Source organism: Streptomyces johnsoniae (genome assembly GCF_031845565.1).
GTDB classification, from domain to species: Bacteria; Actinomycetota; Actinomycetes; order Streptomycetales; family Streptomycetaceae; genus Streptomyces; species Streptomyces johnsoniae.
The window spans coordinates 1-17,971 of the sequence record NZ_JAVREV010000029.1 but is presented as its reverse complement, the minus strand read 5'-3'; the positions used below and the strand labels follow the sequence as shown (position 1 = coordinate 17,971).

The following is a 17,971-nucleotide window of genomic DNA, read 5'->3' as shown; positions in this document are numbered from 1 at the left end:
CAGGCGCGGGACGAAGGAGGGGCCAGGATGAGGGCTGACCACCGCGCGCCGCGACAGCCTTCGCCCGCGGGCCGGGCGCGCGAAACCCCGCGTGCCCGGCCCGCGCGCCCGCGCGTACCCCGCGGGCGCCCGGCGCCGCGCGCCGCGGCTCCGCGCCCGCGCAGGCCGCGCGCGCCGCGGTTCGTCGTCCGTCTGCGCCGCGCGTGGGACCGGCCGCTGACGGCCTACTACATCGTCATGGGCACCGGTCTGCTGATCACGCTTCTCGGGCTGGTGATGGTCTTCTCCGCCTCCCAGATCCAGGCGCTCCGTTACGATCTGCCCGCCACGTTCTACTTCAGGAAGCAGCTGCTCGCGGCGGTGCTCGGCACCGTGCTGCTGTTCCTCGCCTCCCGAATCCCCGTCCGCCTCCTGCGCGCGCTCACGTACCCGTTCCTCGTCTGCTCCACGGTCCTGCTCGTCGCCGTCCAGGTGCCGGGCATCGGCGTCGAGGTCAACGGCAGCACCAACTGGATCGCGGTCGGGGGATCGTTTCAGCTCCAGCCGAGCGAGTTCGCGAAGCTGGCACTGGTGCTGTGGGGCGCCGACCTGCTCGCGCGCAAGGGCGACAAGCGGCTGCTGACCCAGTGGCGGCACCTCCTGGTCCCGCTGGTCCCCGGCGCGCTCCTGGTGTGCGGCCTGGTGATGGTCGGCGGCGACATGGGCACCGTGATGATCCTGGCGGCCATCCTCTTCGCGCTGCTGTGGCTGGCCGGGGCGCCCACCCGGCTGTTCGCCGGGGTGCTGGTCGCCTCGGCGGCGCTCGGCGCGCTGTTCATCGCGACCGCCCCGCACCGCATGGACCGGCTGGCCTGCATGGGCGCCACCGATCCGGGCGAGGGCGACCGCTGCTGGCAGGCGGTGCACGGGATCTACGCCCTTGCCTCGGGTGGGTGGTTCGGCTCGGGACTGGGGGCAAGCGTCGAAAAATGGGGTGAACTCCCGGAGCCTCACACGGACTTCATTTTCGCCATCACGGGCGAGGAGCTGGGTCTTGCGGGGACGCTGTCGGTCCTCGCCCTCTTCGCGGCTCTAGGCTATGCGGGTATCCGCGTGGCCGGACGCACGGAGGACCCCTTCGTGAGGTATGCCGCGGGAGGGGTAACGGCCTGGCTCATGGTCCAGACCGTCATCAACATCGGTGCGGTGCTGGGCCTGCTGCCCATCGCCGGGGTGCCCCTGCCGCTGTTCTCCTACGGAGGCTCCGCCCTGCTGCCCACCATGTTCGCCATCGGGCTGCTGATCGCCTTCGCGCGCAGCGATCCGGCGGCCAGGGCTGCCCTGGCCATGCGGGGACCTGGGCTCAAGTGGAAGACGATGAGACGGCGCGGCAAGTCGGCGCCGTCCGGAGAGCGGTGAAATTCGGTGCATGTTGTCCTCGCCGGCGGGGGGACCGCCGGCCACATCGAGCCCGCGCTCGCCCTCGCGGACGCGCTGCGCAGGCAGGACCCGACCGTGGGCATCACGGCCCTCGGCACGGAACGTGGCCTGGAAACCCGACTGGTGCCCGAGCGCGGTTACGACCTCGGGCTGATTCCGGCGGTGCCGCTGCCGCGCAAGCCGACGCCCGAGCTGATCACGGTGCCGGGCCGGCTGCGCGGCACCATCAAGGCCACCGAGGAGATCATCGAGCGCACCAAGGCGGACTGCGTGATCGGCTTCGGCGGCTACGTCGCGCTCCCCGGCTACCTCGCCGCGAAGCGCCAGCGGGTGCCGATCGTGGTACACGAGGCCAACGCCCGCCCGGGGCTCGCCAATCGGATCGGCGCCCGTTACACACGCTTCGTCGCCGTCTCCACGCCGGACAGCAAGCTGCGCCACGCGAGGTACCTGGGCATCCCGCTGCGCCGGGCCATCGCGACCCTGGACCGGGCCGCGCGGCGCCAGGAGGCCCGCGCGTTCTTCGGGCTCGACGCCAATCTGCCGACGCTGCTGGTCTCCGGCGGCTCGCAGGGCGCGCGGCGGCTGAACGAGGTCATCGCGGCCGTCGTTCCGCAGCTCCAGCGCTCCGGGGTCCAGGTGCTGCACGCGGTCGGCCCCAAGAACGAACTGCCGCAGGTCGACACGATGCCCGGTATGCCGCCTTACATCCCGCTATCGTATGTGGACCGCATGGACCTCGCGTACGCGGCCGCGGACATGATGCTCTGCCGCGCGGGCGCGATGACCGTCGCCGAACTGTCCGCCGTCGGGCTGCCGGCCGCCTACGTTCCGCTGCCGATCGGCAACGGCGAACAGCGGCTGAACGCCCAGCCGCTGGTCAAGGCCGGCGGCGGACTGCTGATCGACGACGCCGAGCTGACGCCGGAGTGGGTCAGGAGCGCCGTGCTGCCGGTGCTGACCGACCCCGGCCGGCTGCTGGCGATGTCCCGCGCCGCCGCCGAGTTCGGCCGCAGGGACGCCGACGAGCTGCTGGTCGGCATGGTGCACGAGGCGATCGCTGCGCGCAGGGCGTAGCGCGACCTGGGGAGTTGACACGAGCGTGGCCGGAGCGACGACCGCGGAACGGGACGGCGGCCGCCGTCGGCCGGACTCCGGCCCGCGCCCGCGTCCGCCCGAGCGGCGCTCGCCGCTCGCGCGCCTCCGGCCGCGGCGCCCCCGGCCGCGCACGATCGTCGTGCTGGTGCTCGCCGTCCTGCTCGGCGGCTTCGGCACCTGGGCCCTGTACGGCTCGGACTGGCTGCGCATCGAGCGCGTGTCCGTCCACTGGTCGGGCGGACAGCACCGGCTGACGGAGGAACAGGTTCTGCGGGCCGCCGCCGTTCCGGAGGGCTCCCCGATGGCTTCGCTCGACAAGGACGCGGTGCGCGCGCGGCTCCTGGAACGGCTGCCGCGGCTGGCCTCGGCGGAGGTCGTCAGGGGCTGGCCGCACGGCGTCACCCTGAAGCTGACGGAGCGCAGGGCCGAGGTCCTGATGCCCGAGGACGGTGGTTTCACGGAGGTCGACGGGGACGGCGTGCCGTTCGGCAGGACCGAGGAGGCGGACGCGGGGGTACCGTTGCTCGAACTGGAACTGGAAGAGAGCGCGAGCCTCCGCCGATTCGGCGAGGACCGCATTCGCCAGGAGGCGGTCTCCGTGGCCGCCGCCCTGCCGGACGCACTGCGCGGGAGCACGCGGGTCATCCGCGTCACCTCCTTCGACTCCATCACCCTGGAGTTGTCGGGCGACCGCGTGGTGCGGTGGGGGAGCGCGGAGGAGTCGGCGGCGAAGGCCGACGCACTGGAGGCGGTGATGAACGCGGCAGAAGACGCCACGTACTTCGACGTCAGCGCGCCCAGCGCCCCGGCCGCTTCCGGAGGTTGACGGCCCGGTCGGCCCGGTGCCGGACGAGCACCCAGGTTGACGGGGACCGAGCGCGATCACATAGGGTGAAAAGAAAAACAGGAGGTTCGGCGTGTTCGTTGAACGCGTACCACTTGTCGACTTAGTGTCCGTTCCGAGGAATCCAAGGAACGGCGAGCACAGGTAACCCTAAACTTGAGCGTTAGGGTTCGGGGTGGCTTATCCAACCGCCCCATCGGCATCAGTCGGCGCACTGCGGCTCACGCGGAGCGGCGACACGTAAATCGAGGCGAGAGGCCTTCGACGTGGCAGCACCGCAGAACTACCTCGCAGTCATCAAGGTCGTCGGTATCGGCGGCGGTGGCGTCAACGCCATCAACCGGATGATCGAGGTCGGTCTCAAGGGCGTCGAGTTCATCGCGATCAACACCGATGCGCAGGCGCTGCTGATGAGCGACGCCGACGTCAAGTTGGACGTCGGCCGGGAGCTCACCCGAGGGCTTGGCGCGGGCGCCAACCCCGACGTGGGTCGCAAGGCTGCCGAGGACCACCGCGAGGAGATCGAGGAGGTCCTCAAGGGGGCCGACATGGTTTTCGTCACCGCGGGCGAGGGCGGCGGCACCGGCACGGGCGGCGCCCCGGTCGTGGCGAACATCGCGCGTTCCCTCGGGGCCCTGACCATCGGCGTGGTGACCCGGCCGTTCACCTTCGAGGGCCGCCGCAGGGCAAACCAGGCGGAGGACGGCATCGCGCAGCTCCGCGACGAGGTCGACACCCTCATCGTCATCCCGAACGACCGGCTGCTGTCCATCTCGGACCGCCAGGTCAGCGTGCTGGACGCCTTCAAGTCCGCCGACCAGGTGCTGCTGTCCGGTGTCCAGGGCATCACCGACCTCATCACCACCCCAGGGCTGATCAACCTCGACTTCGCCGACGTCAAGTCCGTGATGTCGGAAGCCGGTTCCGCCCTCATGGGCATCGGCTCCGCGCGTGGGGACGACCGCGCGGTCGCCGCCGCGGAAATGGCGATCTCCTCCCCTCTTCTCGAAGCGTCCATCGACGGCGCCCGCGGAGTCCTGCTGTCCATCTCCGGCGGTTCCGACCTCGGCCTGTTCGAGATCAACGAGGCCGCGCAGCTCGTGAGCGAGGCCGCCCACCCCGAGGCCAACATCATCTTCGGTGCCGTCATCGACGACGCGCTCGGCGACGAGGTACGGGTCACCGTGATCGCCGCCGGGTTCGACGGCGGCCAGCCGCCTTCCCGCAGCAGGGACAAGGCACTCGGCGGGTACGGCACCAAGGAGGAGCAGTCCGCCGTCGGCCAGGACAGGCAGTCGATGGACCCCGAGCCGGAGCGCCCCTCGTTCGGCGGCCTCGGCACCCTGCCGTCGCGCGACACCGGTGCCGTTCCGGAGCGCGAGAGCGCCCCGCCCGTTCCGGAGCCTTCGGCCGATCAGTCGCGCGAGCCGGTCAAGGGCACGCCCCAGGTTCCTTCCGCCCGGCCGTATGACGGTGGTCAGGTCGAGGAGCTCGATGTGCCCGACTTCTTGAAGTGATAGCGCAGCAGAGCACGGACGACGGCGCCCGCTTCGCCTTCACCGATCGGTGGGGCGGGGCGAGCGCCGTTCCGTACGGAACCCTCAATCTCGGCGGCGCGGTCGGCGACGACCCGTCGGCCGTTGCGCAGAACCGGGAGCTGGCCGCGAAGGCCCTCGGGCTCGACCCGGCGGACGTCCGCTGGATGAACCAGGTGCACGGCAGGAGTGTGGCGGTGGCCGACGGTCCGTGGCCGGGCGGCGAGCCGCCGGAGGCCGATGGCGTGGTCACCGCGCGGAGGGGGCTCGCGCTCGCGGTGCTCACCGCCGACTGCACTCCCGTGCTCCTCGCCGACCCGGTGGCGGGAGTCGCCGGCGCCGCGCACGCCGGACGGCCCGGGCTGCTGGCCGGGGTGGTGCCCGCGACGGTCGAGGCGATGTGCGCGCTCGGCGCGGAGCCGGCCAGGATCACCGCCCGCACCGGGCCCGCCGTGTGCGGGCAGTGTTATGAAGTGCCGGAGGACATGCGGCAGGAGGCGGAACGCCTGGTGCCCGGCAGTGCGGGCACGACGCGGTGGGGGACCCCGGCCGTCGACATTCCCGCCGGGGTGCGGCGGCAGCTGGTCGGCTGCGGGGTCCGCGACATCCGGCTCTCCACGGTCTGCACCCTCGAATCGGATGCCCATTTCTCCTACCGGCGGGACCGGCTCACGGGCCGGCAGGCCAGTTATGTCTGGGTGGCCACATCGTGAGCGCATGGGACGAGCCTGGTACGCCGGGCTCCCGCGAGGCCGAACTCGCCGCCAATCTCGCCCGGGTGGAGGAGCGCATCACCCGCGCATGTGACGCGGCGGGGCGCGCGCGGACGGACGTGACTCTGATCGTCGTCACCAAGACGTACCCGGCCGAGGACGTCAGGCGGCTCGCCGTACTCGGTGTGCGGGACGTTGCGGAGAACCGGGACCAGGAGGCCGCGGCCAAGGCGGCGGCGTGCGCGGATCTCGCGCTGAACTGGCACTTCGTGGGACAGCTGCAAACAAACAAGACGCGTTCTGTTGCCAAGTACGCGCAATGTGTGCATTCTGTGGACAGGGTGCGACTGGCTCGTGCGCTCTCCGCGGCGGTTGTGAGTCTGGAACGTGCGCCCCTGGATTGCCTCGTGCAGGTTGCACTGGAAAAGGCGCCGGGGCAGGGCGGTGACCGCGGAGGTGTGGCGCCGGACGCGGTCGGGGAGTTGGCGGCGGCACTCGACGAGGCGCCGGGGCTCCGATTGGCGGGGCTCATGACGGTTGCTCCGCTCACGGGCGCGTACGCCGGGGCGCCCGCCGCGGCGTTCGAGCGGTTGCAGGAAATCTCAAGGCGACTGCGCTCGGTCCATCCGGCTGCGAACATGGTCTCGGCAGGCATGAGCGCGGACTTGGAGGAGGCGATCGCCGCGGGAGCGACACACGTACGCGTCGGGAGCGCGGTGCTCGGCGTCCGCCCCGCCCTCGGGTAACGTCGCCAAACGAGGGGCTACAGCCGAAAATATGGTCAATCCCGATTCGGTCGGGGGCAGGTTACGTGGATGCGCGGCCCGGGCAGATCGGAGCCGATCCACCACAGAGCGGAGGACGCAGTCGATGGCTGGCGCGATGCGCAAGATGGCGGTCTACCTCGGCCTCGTGGAGGACGACGGGTACGACCGCCCGGGGTATGGCCCCGACGACGAATTCGAGCCGGAGCCGGAGCCGGATCGGGGCCGGCGTCAGCAGGCGCACGAGCCGCCGGCGCGGGAGCGGACCGAGGAGCCGGTGCGGGTCGTGCACCCGCCGGCGCAGCGGGAGACGGAGCCAACCCCCGCTCCACTCCTGACCGAAAGCAGACGGCCCGGGAGGATCGCTCCCGTGTCTTCCATCACACCCGAACGACAGAACGTGGAGAAGAGCGCGCCGGTGATCATGCCCAAGGTCGTGTCAGAGCGGGAGCCGTACCGGATCACCACGCTCCACCCGAGGACGTACAACGAGGCCCGTACCATCGGGGAACACTTCCGCGAGGGCACCCCGGTGATCATGAATCTGACGGAGATGGATGACACAGATGCAAAGCGACTTGTCGACTTTGCCGCTGGTCTCGTCTTCGGTCTCCATGGCAGCATCGAGCGCGTGACGCAGAAGGTGTTCCTGCTGTCGCCTGCTAACGTCGATGTAACGGCGGAGGACAAGGCCCGGATCGCCGAGGGCGGGTTCTTCAACCAGAGCTGACGACAGGACACCGGAAGGTCACGTTCCGGCCGAGGGGCCGGGACACTCGGACAAGGGGAGAGGGACAGGCAGGAATGGGCATCGTTCAACAGGTGATCCTGGTTGCCTTGTACTGTCTGCTCGGCTTGCTGCTCTTCCGATTGGTGATGGACTACGTGTTCATGTTCGCCCGCTCCTGGAGCCCCGGCAAGGCGATGGTTGTTGCCCTGGAGGCCACCTACACTGTCACCGATCCGCCACTGAAGGCGCTGCGGAAGGTCATCCCGCCGCTGCGCTTCGGGGGTGTGGCGCTTGATCTGTCCTTCTTCGTACTCATGATCATCGTCTACATCCTGATCAACGTCGTGGCCAGGCTGTGAACGAGTACGGTCTTGCCGATATGCCGACGAATTACGTTGAGGTGAAGAGATGCCGCTGACCCCCGAGGACGTGCGGAACAAGCAGTTCACAACCGTCCGTCTGCGAGAAGGCTATGACGAGGACGAGGTCGATGCCTTCCTCGACGAGGTCGAGGCAGAGCTGACCCGGCTGCTCAGGGAGAACGAGGACCTGCGCGCGAAGCTGGCCGCGGCCACCAGGGCCGCCGCGCAGAACCAGCAGAACATGCGGAAGCCCGAGCCGCAGGACCGGCCGGGTGGCCCCATGCCGGCCATATCAGGTCCGGGCCCCCAGCAGCAGCATCAGCAGCAGCAGCCGATGGGCGGCCCTCCGCAACTTCCCGCCGGACCCGGTGGTCCTGGCGGTCCCGGTGGGCCTGGCGGCCCCGGCGGTCCCGGTGGCCCCGGCGGCCCGCAGGGTCACCCCGGCGGCCCGGGCCCCATGGGCCACGGCGGCCCCGGCGGACCGATGGGCCCCGGTGGTCCTGGCGGTCCCGGTGGCCCCGGCGGCCCGCAGGGTCACCCCGGCGCTCCGGTTCCGATGGGTACCCACGGCACCCACGGCGGTCAGGGCCTCGGGCCCGGCCTCGGCGGCCCCGGTCTCGGTGGCCCCGGCGGCCCGCAGCAGATGCCGCAGCCCGCGGGCGGCAACGAGAGCGCGGCCCGCGTGCTTTCGCTCGCGCAGCAGACCGCGGACCAGGCGATCGCGGAGGCCCGTTCGGAGGCCAACAAGATCGTGGGTGAGGCGCGCAGCCGCGCCGAGGGCCTGGAGCGGGACGCCCGCGCCAAGGCCGACGCGCTTGAGCGGGACGCGCAGGAGAAGCACCGCGTGGCGATGGGCTCCCTGGAGTCCGCGCGCGCCACGCTTGAGCGCAAGGTCGAGGATCTGCGTGGCTTCGAGCGCGAGTACCGCACGCGTCTGAAGTCGTACCTGGAGAGCCAGCTCCGTCAGTTGGAGAGCCAGTCCGACGACTCGCTCGCGCCGCCGCGTTCGCCCGCCGCCGCCTCCCTGCCGCCGTCCCCGGCTCCCTCGCTCGCCTCGGCGGGCGCGCCGACCGGCCCCGGGGCCGGCATGGGCGGGCACGGCTCGCTCGGCGGCAACCAGTCGATGGGCGGGCACGGCTCGCACGGCGGCCATGGCGGTGGCCACGGCGGCCCCGGCGGCCCGCCCTCGTACGGCGGCCAGCAGCAGATGTCGCCGGCGATGACCCAGCCGATGGCGCCGGTGCGGCCGCAGGGGCCGCAGCCGATGCAGCAGGCGCCTTCGCCGATGCGCGGCTTCCTCATCGACGAGGACGACAACTGACGGGCCCGGGCGTCGTCTGACGTCCGAAACCACCGGCATATCGCAACGGGCCGGCCGGGACCTCAAGGTCCAGGCCGGCCCGTTCGTGCGTGGACCTGCTTCGGCAGGACAGGGCCTAAGCCCGGCGTAGCCGGAAGGTGGCGCCCAGGGGGGTGTCGCCGAACGGCTCGCCGAGTGTGTCGTCGCCCGCTCCCTCGGCGAAGTCGGTCGCCAGCACCTCCCCGGCGATCAGCGCCTGGTGGTCGACGAGCGCGCGTTCGCTCTCTGGGTCGGTGGCCTGCCAGCGCACCACGATGCGGTCGGCCACTTCGAGGCCGCTGTTCTTCCTGGCGTCCTGGATCAGCCGGATCACCTCGCGGGCGAGCCCGGCGCGGCGCAACTCCGGCGTGATCTCCAGGTCGAGCGCCACCGTCGCGCCCGGGTCGGAGGCCACCGACCAGCCCTCGCGGGGCGTTTCGGTGATGATGACCTCCTCGGCCGACAGCGGCACCAGCTCGCCGTTCACCTCGACCGCGGCCGTGCCCGCGCGCAGCGCGGCCGACAACTCGGCGGCGTCCGCCTCCGCGATGGCGCGGGCGACCGGCTGGGTCTGCTTGCCGAAACGGCGGCCCAGCGCCCGGAAGTTGCCCTTGGCCGAGGTGTCGACCAGCGAGCCGCCCATCTCGGAGAGCGCCGCGAGCGAGGCCACGTTCAGCTCGTCGGCGATCTGCTCCCGCAGGTCGTCGCCCAGCAGCTCGAAGCCCTGCGCGGCCACCAGCGCCCGGGACAGCGGCTGGCGCGTCTTCACGCCGGACTCGGCGCGCGTGGCCCGGCCCAGCTCGACGAGCCGCCGCGCCAGCAGCATGTCCCTGGAGAGGTCCGGGTCGACCAGGCCGAGATCGGCCTCGGGCCAGGAGGCCAGGTGCACCGAGTCGGGCGCGCCCGGCGCCACCGGCACGATCAGGTCCTGCCAGACCCGTTCTGTGATGAACGGGACCAGCGGGGCCATCAGCCGGGTGACCGTCTCCAGCACCTCGTGCAGCGTGCGCAGCGCGGCCGGGTCGCCCTGCCAGAAACGGCGGCGGGAACGGCGGACGTACCAGTTGGACAGGTCGTCGACGAACGTGGAGATCAGCTTGCCGGCGCGCTGGGTGTCGAAGTCGTCCATGGCCTTGGTGACCATGTCGACCAGCGCGTTCAGCTCGCTGAGCAGCCAGCGGTCGAGCAGCGGCCGGTCGGCCGGCGGCGGATCGGCCTCGCCCGGGGACCAGCCGGTGGTGCGCGCGTACAGCGCCTGGAAGGCGACCGTGTTCCAGTAGGTGAGGAGCGTCTTGCGGACGACCTCCTGGATGGTGCCGTGCCCCACCCGGCGCGCCGCCCAGGGCGAGCCGCCGGCCGCCATGAACCAGCGCACGGCGTCCGCGCCGTGCCGCTCCATCAGCGGGATGGGCTCCAGGATGTTGCCCAGGTGCTTGGACATCTTCCTGCCGTCCTCGGCGAGGATGTGGCCCAGGCAGACCACCGACTCGTACGAGGAGCGGTCGAAGACGAGGGTGCCGATCGCCATGAGCGTGTAGAACCAGCCGCGGGTCTGGTCGATGGCCTCGCAGATGTACTGGGCCGGGTAGTGGCGCTCGAACTCCTCGCGGTTGCGGTACGGGTACCCCCACTGCGCGAACGGCATCGAGCCCGAGTCGTACCAGGCGTCGATGACCTCGGGGACCCGCCGGGCACTCCGCGCGCAGCCGTCCGCGGTGCACGCGAACGTGACCTCGTCGATGAACGGCCGGTGCGGGTCGAGCCCGGACTGGTCTGCGCCGGTCAGCTCGCTCAGCTCGGCCAGCGAACCGACGCAGGTCAGGTGGCCGTCGTCGCAGCGCCAGATGGGCAGCGGCGTGCCCCAGTAGCGGTTGCGGGACAGCGCCCAGTCCACATTGTTGGTCAGCCAGTCGCCGAACCGGCCGTGCTTGACCGAGTCCGGGTACCAGGCGGTCTTCTCGTTCTCCCGGAGCAGGGCGTCCTTGACCTGGGTGGTGCGGATGTACCAGGCCGGCTGTGCGTAGTACAGCAGCGGGGTGTGGCAACGCCAGCAGTGCGGGTAGCTGTGCTCGTAGGCGAGGTGGCGGAACAGCAGCCCCCGTTCGCGCAGGTCGGCGACCAGCGCCTCGTCGGCCTTCTTGAAGAACTGGCCGCCCACCAGCGGCAGGGCCTCCTCGAAGGTGCCGTCCGCGCGTACCGGGCGCACCACGGGCAGCCCGTACCTGCGGCAGGTCAGCAGGTCGTCCTCGCCGAACGCGGGCGCCTGGTGCACCAGGCCGGTGCCGTCCTCGGTGGTGACGTAGTCGGCGGTCACCACGAAGTGCGCCTCGGCGCCGCCGAAGTCGACCAGATCGAACGGGCGGCGGTAGGCCCACCGTTCCATCTCGGCGCCGGTGAACGTCTGCCCGGTCTCGCGCCACTCCTCGCCGAGCGCCGCGGCGAGCAGCGGCCGCGCCACCACGAGACGGCGCGCGCCGTCGGTGGCGACGGCGTAGGTGACGTCGGGGTGCACGGCGACGGCGGTGTTGGACACCAGCGTCCAGGGGGTGGTGGTCCACACCAGCAGGTCCGCCTCGCCCGCGAGCGGGCCGGAGAGCAGCGGCAGCCGGACGTACACCGAGGGGTCGACGACCGTCTCGTAGCCCTGCGCCAGCTCGTGGTCGGAAAGACCGGTCTCGCAGCGCGGGCACCAGGGCGCCACGCGGTGGTCCTGGACCAGCAGGCCCTTGCCGAAGATCTCCTTCAGCGACCACCACACCGACTCGACATAGGACGGGTCCATGGTGCGGTACGCGGCGTCCAGGTCCACCCAGTAGCCCATGCGCCGGGTCAGCTCGGCGAACGCGTCGGTGTGGCGGGTCACGGACTCGCGGCACCTGGCGTTGAACTCGGCGATGCCGTACGCCTCGATGTCCTGTTTGCCGGTGAAGCCCAGCTCCTTCTCCACCGCCAGCTCAACGGGCAGGCCGTGGCAGTCCCAGCCGGCCTTGCGCGTGACGTGGAAGCCGCGCATCGTCCGGTAGCGGGGGAAGACGTCCTTGAACACCCGCGCCTCGATGTGGTGCGCGCCGGGCATCCCGTTCGCCGTGGGCGGCCCCTCGTAGAACACCCATTCCGGGCGTCCCTCCGACTGCGCGAGGCTGCGGGTGAACGTCTTGTTCTCCTGCCACAGGTCGAGCACGCCGTGCTCCAGGGCGGGCAGGTCGACCTGGGCTGGTACGGGGCGGTATTGCGTCATCGGATCGTCCTCCGGCGGACACACATGGCGTTCTCCGTCGGAGGGACGAGAGCGCGCTCCCGCGGTACCACCCTCCTTGGCCGGGTGCGCCGGCCGTCGGCCGTGCCCCTGCCCCCTCATTGGGCCGCGGTGCCGGGTCTACTCGCTCGCGGTGAGCTTTCTGCCGGCGGCTCCGGGGTGATCTTCACGTCGCGCTCGCCCCCGGGCTCACACCGCCCCCGGGTCGCTCGCGGCTGCGGACGACGCTACTCGTCCCCATCGCTGCCTTCCGCTTCGACCAGTGTACGGGCCGCCGCGGAGCGGTGGTGACCGGTTATCCGGCCGCCGGGCGGGGCACAACGCAGGGAGACCGGCGCGCCCCCGTTGCCGCGCCTCCCCAGTCGATTTATCGTTCCGGTCACGATTCGCGAGCAAGATCACACTATGTGAAGGGGCCGCCGCCATGGTGGCAGCGAAGAAGTCGGCCAGGAAGACGTCGCAGGACGGGCAGACAGGAGCCAAGAAGGTGGCAGCGAACAAGAGCACCGCGGACGAGCCGTCCACCCCTGTTTCGACCGCCCGCACGGCGGCCCCGGCCGACCCCGGTGACCTGGCCGTCCGCACCGGCGAGGACCCGTGGACCGCGGAGGAGGCCGAGGAGGCCAGGGACGCGCTGACGGCCGAGGCCGACCGGCTGCGCGCCGAGATCACCGCCTCCGAGGAGGCCCTGACCGGGCTCATGCGCGACTCGGGCGACGGTGCCGGGGACGACCAGGCCGACACCGGCACGAAGAACGTGACCCGCGAGCACGAGATGGCCCTGGCCTCCAACGCGCGCGAGATGCTGTACCAGACGGAGCGCGCGCTCCGTCGGCTCGAAGCCGGCACCTACGGCCTGTGCGAGAACTGCGGGCAGCCGATCGGCAAGGCGCGGATGCAGGTCTTCCCGCGGGCCACGCTGTGTGTGGACTGCAAGCAGAAGCAGGAACGGCGGTTCTGACGGATTTCCGGTGATCGCACTGGCGTGGCGTACCCTCATCACGTGAGCGAGGCGGAGAGGACCATCGAGACACCTGACGACCCCGAGAAGGCGGCCGGGGCGGCGGGGACCGGCGAGCCGGCGCGGGTGGCCGACGAGGACGGGACCGCGGACCGCGGGCCGCGGCGGGTCATGGTGCTGGCCGGGGTCGCCGCGTTCGCCTATGCGCTGGACCTCATCACCAAGATCATGACGGTGGAGTGGCTGGAGAACGAGCCGCCCGTCGAGGTTTTCGGTGAATGGCTCCAGTTCAGGGCCGTGCGCAACGGCGGGGCGGCGTTCGGCATCGGCGAGGCGCTGACCGTCGTCTTCACCTGCATCGCCGCCGCCGTCATCGTCGTGATCATCCGGCTGGCCAGAAAGCTGTACAGCACGCCGTGGGCCATCGCCCTCGGGCTGCTGCTCGGCGGCGCCCTCGGCAACCTCACCGACCGGCTGCTGCGCGCGCCCGGCGCGCTGGAGGGCCACGTGGTGGACTTCATCGCGCCGAAGCACTTCGCGGTGTTCAACCTTGCGGACTCCGCGATCGTATGCGGCGGCATTCTGATCGTTCTGCTCTCCTTCCGTGGCCTCGACCCCGACGGCACCGTGCACCGGGACTGACCGGCCGTCCGGCATACTCGTCGGGTGAACACCCTTCCCGAGACCCGCGCACTGCCCGTACCGGAGGGACTTGAGGGGGAGCGTGTCGACGCCGCCCTCGCCCGCATGCTCGGCTTTTCCCGCACCAAGGCCGCGGAGCTGGCCGCCGCGGGCAAGGTCAGGCTCGACGGCGCGGAGGTGGGCAAGTCGGAGCGGGTCACCGGTGGTTCGTGGATCGAGGTGGAGATGCCGCCGCCCCCGGCTCCGGTGCGGGTCGTGGCGGAGCCCGTCGAGGGCATGGAGATCGTCCACGACGACCAGGACCTCGTCGTCGTCGACAAGCCGGTCGGCGTCGCCGCGCACCCGAGCCCCGGCTGGAGCGGGCGCACCGTCATCGGCGGCCTCGCCGCCGCCGGCTTCCGCGTCGCCACCTCAGGCGCCGCCGAGCGGCAGGGCATCGTCCACCGCCTCGACGTCGGCACCTCGGGGCTGATGGTCGTGGCCAAGTCCGAGACGGCGTACTCGCGGCTGAAGCAGCAGTTCCGCGACCGGACCGTCGACAAGCACTACCACACCCTCGTGCAGGGCCACCCCGACCCGCTCAGCGGCACCATCGACGCCCCGGTCGGGCGGCATCCGCAGGCCGACTACAAGTGGGCGGTCACCGCCGACGGCAAGCCCGCCGTCACCCACTACGACCTGATCGAGGCGTTCCGCGGCAGCAGCCTCCTGGACGTCAAGCTGGAGACCGGCCGCACCCACCAGATCCGGGTGCACATGGCCGCGCACCGGCACCCCTGCGTCGGCGACCTCACCTACGGGGCCGACCCGACGCTGGCCAAGCGGCTGGGCCTGACCAGGCAGTGGCTGCACGCGGTGCGGCTGGGGTTCGCACACCCGGCGGACGGGCAGTGGACCGAATTCTCCTCCGGCTACCCGGCCGACCTGGACTCCGCGCTGGAGACGCTGCGCGCGGAGAGCGCGTAGGGGCGGCCCCTCAGGTCTCCGCGCCGGGCGCCGCCGGGGGGAGTGCGGCGGGTGAGGTGGCGACGCGGGGCAGCGCGTACGGATGCTGGTCACGCAGCCACGTGACCAGCTCCTCGCGGACCGCGCAGCGCAGCGTCCAGACGTCGTCCGCGTTCCTCGCGGACATCGCGGCGCGCACCTCGATCGTCGTCGGGGTGGTGTCGGTGACGACCAGGCTCCACGTGCGGCCGTCCCAGTCCTTGCGGCCCAGCAGGTACTCCTGGAGGCGCTTGCGCAGGTCGGCGATCGGGGTCGTGTGGTCGAGGTGCAGGAAGACGGTGCCGGTGATCTCGTTCCCGCCGCGGGACCAGTTCTCGTACGGCTTGCTGTTGAAGTAGGACACCGGCATCGTCAGCCGCCTGTCGTCCCAGATCCGCACGGTGAGGAACGCCAGCGACATCTCCTCGACGGTGCCCCACTCACCGTCGACGACGACGGTGTCACCGATGCGCACCGAGTCGCCGAACGCGACCTGGAGGCCGGCGAACAGGTTGCTCAGCATCGACTGGGCGGCGACACCGGCGATGATGCCGATGACGCCGGCGGAGGCCAGCATCGAGGCGCCGAGGGCGCGCAGCCCGGGGAACAGGAACAGGATGGCCACGGCGGTGGCCACGACGGCCAGGATGCCGGTCACCACGCGGCGGATCATCGCCAGCTGCGTCCTGAACTGCCGCACCCGGGCCAGGTCGGTGGTGCGGGCCGCGTAACTGGCCAGCGAGTTCTCCGCGACGGCGTTCGCCGCCCGTATCGTCAGCCAGGCCGCGGAGAAGATGGTGACCGTCGCGAGGAGGCTCTGGATGATGTCGTCCCGCTTCAGATGCAGGTCGAAGGCGCTGTACGCGATCTGCACGGCCGCCGAGGCGAGCAGCACCTGCATCGGGAGCTGGCACCGGCGCATGAGCCCCCACACCCTGGTGTCCGGGTGGCGCCGGTCCGCGGCGCGCAGCGCGCGGTCGATCATCCAACCTATGACCAGCGTGAGCGCGATGGTGCCGCCGATGACCAGGAGTGGCCGCAGCACGTCGTCCATGGGATCTCTCAGCTCCTCGGTTGCCTGCTTCCGACCGCAAGGTTAGCCAGCCCGGCTGGCAGGATGGGCGGCCGAGGACCTTGCGAACCCCGCGAACCCCTGCGTACCACCGGAAGGCCGGTCGAGACCGTGAGCCATGTCATGCTTCTGCACTCCGCGTACGGGCTGCGTCCCGCCGTGCTCGCCGCCGCGGACCGGCTCCGGGCGGCCGGGCACCAGGTGTTCACCCCCGACCTCTACGACGGGCGGACCACCGGGACCGTCGAAGAGGGAATGGCCGTCAAGGACGAGATCGGCACCGAGGAGCTGCTGCGGCGGGCCATCGCCGCCGCCGCGCCGCACTCGGACGCCGGCCTGGTGTACGCGGGCTTCTCGCTGGGCGCCTCCCTCGCCCAGACCGTCGCGCTCGGCGACGCGAGGGCCGGCGGGCTGCTGCTGTTCCACGGCACGGGGGACGTGGCGGACGACGCCTCGGCGGACGGGCTGCCGGTGCAGCTGCACGTGGCCGACCCCGACCCGTTCGAGCCCAGCGACTGGCTGAACGCGTGGTACCTGCGGATGCGGCGGGCCGGGACGGACGTCGAGGTGTTCCGGTACCAGGGCGCCGGCCACGTGTACACCGACCCGGAGCTCGCGGACTGGGACGAGGAGGCCGCCGAACGCACCTGGCGGACGGCGCTGGGCTTCCTCACCTCGCTCGACGCGGGCTAGGTGTGGTGCCGCGTCAGTCCTCCTCGCAGCGCCCGCTGCCGCCGTCCATGGGGTGGCAGATCAGATCGGCGTCGTTGGCGGAGTCGCTGAGGTAGCGGCCCACGCAGGCGTTGCCGTCGGTCAGGCCGTGTTCGGCGCAGAACTCCACCGCATCGGTGCCGTCGTCGAAGTCGTCGGAGACGTAGATCACCCAGTAGCCCGGGTTCAGCGAGGCGTAGTCGTCGCTGAGCAGGACGTCTGCCTCGGGCACCGAGGCGCGGATCGCGGTCAGCCGCTGGTCACGGACCTCGGTGCCGGTGGCGACCGGCTCGGAGAACAGCTGGGCGATCCACGTGCCGGGGGCGATGTCGCCCGGCGCGGGGTCGGTCTCGCGCGGCGGCTCCGCGGTGGGCTCCTCGCTCGCGTCCCCGGTGGGGTCCCCGGTGGGGTCCGCGGTGGGCTCATCGGACGGCGGTGGCTCGGCGGTGTCCGAGGGCGTGGTGGTGGGGTCGTCGGAGCCGTTGGCCTCGGTGCCGCCGCCCGGCAGCACGAGCGCGGCGGTGATGCCGCCGGCCAGCAGCACCGCGCCCGCGGCGATGCCGGCGACCAGCGCGGAACGGGAGCGGCCGCGCGCCGGCGGGACCGCGTTCGTCCCGGTCGGCGCATAGGCCCACGCCGCCTGCGGGGTCTGCGGGGTCTGCGACGGGGCCTGGGCGTGGGCCAGCATCGCGTCGAGCCGGGCGGCGTCCGGGCGGGCGGCGGGGTCCTTGACGAGCAGGATTCTGAGCACGTCCCCGAGCGGCCCTGACCTGACCGGCGGTGGCACCGGGTCCTCCAGCACCGCGGACAGGGTGGCCAGGGTGGTCCCGCGGCGCAGCGGGCTGTAGCCCTCGGTGAGGACGTACAGCATGACGCCCAGGGACCACAGGTCGGCCGCGGGGTGGTCGGGGGCGCCGCGGATACGTTCCGGGGCGATGTACTCGGGGGAGCCGACGATGCCGCCGGTGACGGTCAGCGAGGTCGAGCCGGCGACCGCGGCGATCCCGAAGTCGGTCAGCACCGCGGAGGAGCCGCCGTCGCGCAGCAGCACATTCGCCGGTTTGACGTCGCGGTGGTGGATTCCGGCGGCGTGCGCGGCGCGCAGTCCGGCGAGCACGTCGCGGCCCAGGCGGATGGCCTCGGCGGGCGGCAGCGGCCCGCGGCGCGCCAGGGCTTCCAGGCTGTTGCCCGGCAGCAGCTCCATGACCAGCCAGGGATGCGGCTCGATATCGACGATGTGGTAGATCCGCACCACGTTCGGGTGGTCGATGCGCGCGAGGGCGCGCGCCTCGCGCAGCACGCGCTCCCGCAGGGTGCGTTCCGCGTCCGGGCCCGAACGGGCCATCTGATCGGCGGGCCGCACCTCCTTGAGGGCGACCTCGCGGTGCAGCGCGAGGTCGCGGGCCCGCCACACGGTGCCCATGCCGCCGGCCCCGAGCCGCGCGAGCAACTCGAAGCGGTCGTCGATGATCTGTCCCGGCTGCGCCCCTGCCACGGCCACAGCCTACGGAACGAGCGGCGGGGGGGGGCGGGGGGGGGGG

General features: G+C 71.8%; 16 protein-coding genes. 13 read left to right on the top strand and 3 right to left on the bottom strand.

The window, feature by feature from the left end:
* Window positions 1–27 precede the first annotated feature (27 nt).
* The 9 genes from ftsW (at window position 28) to RM779_RS32315 (ending at window position 8,786) form a co-directional block, all read left to right on the top strand.
* Window positions 28–1,398: a putative lipid II flippase FtsW gene (ftsW, locus tag RM779_RS32355; RefSeq protein WP_311621367.1), complete on the top strand. Its 1,371-nt coding sequence runs from the start codon at window positions 28–30 to the stop codon at window positions 1,396–1,398.
* Between the two features lie 6 nt (window positions 1,399–1,404).
* Window positions 1,405–2,496 carry an undecaprenyldiphospho-muramoylpentapeptide beta-N-acetylglucosaminyltransferase gene (gene murG / locus RM779_RS32350; RefSeq protein ID WP_077061978.1) on the top strand — a complete coding sequence of 364 codons (1,092 nt, stop codon included), beginning with the start codon at window positions 1,405–1,407 and terminating at the stop codon, window positions 2,494–2,496.
* A 25-nt stretch (window positions 2,497–2,521) separates the two neighbouring features.
* Window positions 2,522–3,343: a cell division protein FtsQ/DivIB gene (locus RM779_RS32345; RefSeq protein ID WP_311621366.1), complete on the top strand. Its 822-nt coding sequence runs from the start codon at window positions 2,522–2,524 to the stop codon at window positions 3,341–3,343.
* Window positions 3,344–3,627: 284 nt separating this feature from the next.
* The gene (gene ftsZ, locus RM779_RS32340) at window positions 3,628–4,878 is read left to right on the top strand and encodes a cell division protein FtsZ (RefSeq protein ID WP_311621365.1); all 1,251 of its coding nucleotides are present in this window, start codon (window positions 3,628–3,630) and stop codon (window positions 4,876–4,878) included.
* On the top strand, window positions 4,875–5,609 hold the full coding sequence (gene pgeF / locus RM779_RS32335; protein ID WP_311621364.1) for a peptidoglycan editing factor PgeF: 735 nt from the start codon (window positions 4,875–4,877) through the stop codon (window positions 5,607–5,609). The genes ftsZ and pgeF overlap by 4 nt, the downstream gene beginning before the upstream one ends.
* Complete coding sequence (locus RM779_RS32330; protein ID WP_311621363.1) at window positions 5,606–6,355, top strand: YggS family pyridoxal phosphate-dependent enzyme; 750 nt, start codon at window positions 5,606–5,608, stop codon at window positions 6,353–6,355. The genes pgeF and RM779_RS32330 overlap by 4 nt, the downstream gene beginning before the upstream one ends.
* Window positions 6,356–6,479: 124 nt before the next feature.
* Window positions 6,480–7,103 carry a cell division protein SepF gene (locus RM779_RS32325; RefSeq protein WP_077061983.1) on the top strand — a complete coding sequence of 208 codons (624 nt, stop codon included), beginning with the start codon at window positions 6,480–6,482 and terminating at the stop codon, window positions 7,101–7,103.
* A 74-nt stretch (window positions 7,104–7,177) separates the two neighbouring features.
* Window positions 7,178–7,462, top strand: a complete 285-nt coding sequence (locus tag RM779_RS32320; RefSeq protein WP_077061984.1) for a YggT family protein — start codon at window positions 7,178–7,180, stop codon at window positions 7,460–7,462.
* 49 nt (window positions 7,463–7,511) lie between these two features.
* Complete coding sequence (locus RM779_RS32315) at window positions 7,512–8,786, top strand: DivIVA domain-containing protein (protein ID WP_311621362.1); 1,275 nt, start codon at window positions 7,512–7,514, stop codon at window positions 8,784–8,786.
* A gap of 115 nt (window positions 8,787–8,901) precedes the next feature.
* On the opposite strand, the gene ileS is transcribed toward RM779_RS32315, so the two are convergent.
* Complete coding sequence (gene ileS, locus RM779_RS32310) at window positions 8,902–12,042, bottom strand: isoleucine--tRNA ligase (RefSeq protein ID WP_311621361.1); 3,141 nt, start codon at window positions 12,040–12,042, stop codon at window positions 8,902–8,904.
* A 280-nt stretch (window positions 12,043–12,322) separates the two neighbouring features.
* On the opposite strand from ileS, the gene RM779_RS32305 reads away from it, so the two are divergent.
* Genes RM779_RS32305 through RM779_RS32295 form a run of 3 tightly spaced genes read left to right on the top strand, consistent with a single transcriptional unit; the run spans window position 12,323 to window position 14,629 of the window.
* Window positions 12,323–13,021, top strand: coding sequence for a TraR/DksA family transcriptional regulator (locus RM779_RS32305; RefSeq protein WP_311621360.1), 699 nt, complete (start codon window positions 12,323–12,325; stop codon window positions 13,019–13,021).
* A 42-nt stretch (window positions 13,022–13,063) separates the two neighbouring features.
* On the top strand, window positions 13,064–13,663 hold the full coding sequence (gene lspA / locus RM779_RS32300) for a signal peptidase II (protein ID WP_311621359.1): 600 nt from the start codon (window positions 13,064–13,066) through the stop codon (window positions 13,661–13,663).
* Window positions 13,664–13,687: 24 nt separating this feature from the next.
* On the top strand, window positions 13,688–14,629 hold the full coding sequence (locus RM779_RS32295; protein WP_311621358.1) for an RluA family pseudouridine synthase: 942 nt from the start codon (window positions 13,688–13,690) through the stop codon (window positions 14,627–14,629).
* A 10-nt stretch (window positions 14,630–14,639) separates the two neighbouring features.
* Here RM779_RS32295 and RM779_RS32290 read toward each other — a convergent pair whose 3' ends face one another.
* Window positions 14,640–15,701, bottom strand: coding sequence for a mechanosensitive ion channel family protein (locus RM779_RS32290; RefSeq protein WP_311621357.1), 1,062 nt, complete (start codon window positions 15,699–15,701; stop codon window positions 14,640–14,642).
* A gap of 141 nt (window positions 15,702–15,842) precedes the next feature.
* Between RM779_RS32290 and RM779_RS32285 the strand changes: the two genes are divergently transcribed.
* The gene (locus RM779_RS32285; RefSeq protein WP_311621356.1) at window positions 15,843–16,412 is read left to right on the top strand and encodes a dienelactone hydrolase family protein; all 570 of its coding nucleotides are present in this window, start codon (window positions 15,843–15,845) and stop codon (window positions 16,410–16,412) included.
* Between the two features lie 13 nt (window positions 16,413–16,425).
* On the opposite strand, the gene RM779_RS32280 is transcribed toward RM779_RS32285, so the two are convergent.
* A complete protein-coding gene (locus tag RM779_RS32280) occupies window positions 16,426–17,925 on the bottom strand; it encodes a serine/threonine-protein kinase (RefSeq protein WP_311621355.1) in 1,500 nt (499 codons plus the stop codon).
* Window positions 17,926–17,971: the final 46 nt, after the last annotated feature.